1 protein-coding gene is annotated in these 1,762 nt (G+C 43.5%); it reads right to left on the bottom strand.

Annotation, left to right across the window (positions count from 1 at the left end; translation table 11 throughout):
- A partial coding sequence (locus tag A3729_RS12750) for a PAS domain-containing protein (RefSeq protein WP_156497934.1) occupies positions 1–1,762 on the bottom strand: 1,762 nt, incomplete at both ends.

Genomic DNA, 1,762 nt, shown 5'->3' with positions numbered 1-1,762 from the left:
TTACCTTGCGATATTTCGTTCGCGGCTTCGTGAACCATCGACGTGGATTCACGAATCTGCGTAATGATCTCGGTAAGTTTGGTCACCGTCGCATTCACATCTGTCTTAACCTTACCGAAAGATCCTCGGTATTCACTGCTAATTGTCTTGGTCAAATCACCCTCTGATAATGCAGACAGAACTTCACCCACATCAGCTAAGAAGGAGTCTGCACTTCCAACAGTCTGGTTCAAACCTTCTGCTAACTTAGCAAAGAAGCCTGTTTTACCTTCAGGGTCCAGACGCTTGGACAGATCACCATTTGCCGCCGCAAAAACAAGTCGGTCGATTTCTTGTTCGATAGCGACTTCGTTAGTTCGGTCAGCCCACTCAACAACCGTACCAATACGTTCGTTATCGTCGTTTGTAATAGGGTTCACAACCAAGTCCATATTACGGCCACCAATATTCAGACTTGCCGAATACTCACTCGTCAGGCTCTCTAACAATTGTTTCTGGTGTGAGGGGTTCTTATGGAAGACATCAATACTGCTTCCTAACAAGGTATTGACGTTGAAATTACCCAGGTCTTTTTGAATGTCACTTTCTGCATTTCGCAAGGTCGATATCACTGCATCATTCATGTAGATAATATCGCGGTCGGCATTGGCCACCATGACATTTGCCGAAACACTATCCAAGGCTTGCTTGATACGCGCATTATCATTAGCGACACTACGCTCTTTAGCCAATCGTTTTAGCTCTTCAGTTTGATCATCCCACTCTACGACCGTACCAATGCGCTCACCCTCATCATTAACAATCGGGTTAACAACAAGGTTTAGATTACGACCACCCACCACAATATCTGCAGAGTATTCAGCAGTCATCCGTTCTATCATGCCACGCTGGTGCGCTGGATTCTTATGGAATATGTCTATATTACTGCCAATAATCTTATCAACAGCAAAATTGCTTAGCTCTGCTTGAATATCCTTCTCGGCATTGCGCAAAGTATCAACAACCGCATCATTCATATAAATAATATTAAGCTGGTCATCTGCAACCATAACGTTTGCAGAAACACTATCAAGCGCCTGCTTCATTCGGGCATTTTCATTGGCTACGCGACGCTCTTCTTCAGTGCGTTTCAACTCTTCAGTGATATCGTTCCACTCAATAACTGTACCTAAACGTTGCCCTTGCTCATTGATAACCGGGGTAGCCATCAGGTCAAACACACGACCACCTGTTTTCACCCGACTCTGGTGGGTATCTTTAAGATTTTCAATCACCGCACGCTGATGGCTTGGGTCTTTGTGGAAGATATCTGCATTCGCACCCAGCAAACTATCGGCATCAAAGTTTGGCAAGTCATTCTGTAAGTCCGCTTCAGCATCTTTAAACATCTTTTGAACAGACTCATTCAAGTAGATGATGTTCATTCGATCATCTGCCAACATTACATTGGTATTACAAACGTCTAAGGCTTGCTTGATACGACTACCATCATTAGCAACAGCAATCGCATCCTCTACTTCAAAGCCCATTTTGATCTGCATAGACTTAAGTGAACACATCAATGCAGTTAGTTCGTTATTACCACTGACATGGATATCTTCTCGATAGTTACCGCTCGCGATTTCACCAAAATTAGCCAGGCATTCATTAATTGAGCGAAGAATGTTTCGTGATAAAGCGAAGCCCAATATGAAGGTCACTAGAATCGCAAGAATAGTTAAAACACCAATGATATAGAACTGGGTTTGCATTCCCTCTATGC

The sequence above is a fragment of the Oleiphilus sp. HI0043 genome, assembly GCF_001634935.1.
This window is presented reverse-complemented; position numbering and strand designations above follow the sequence as displayed.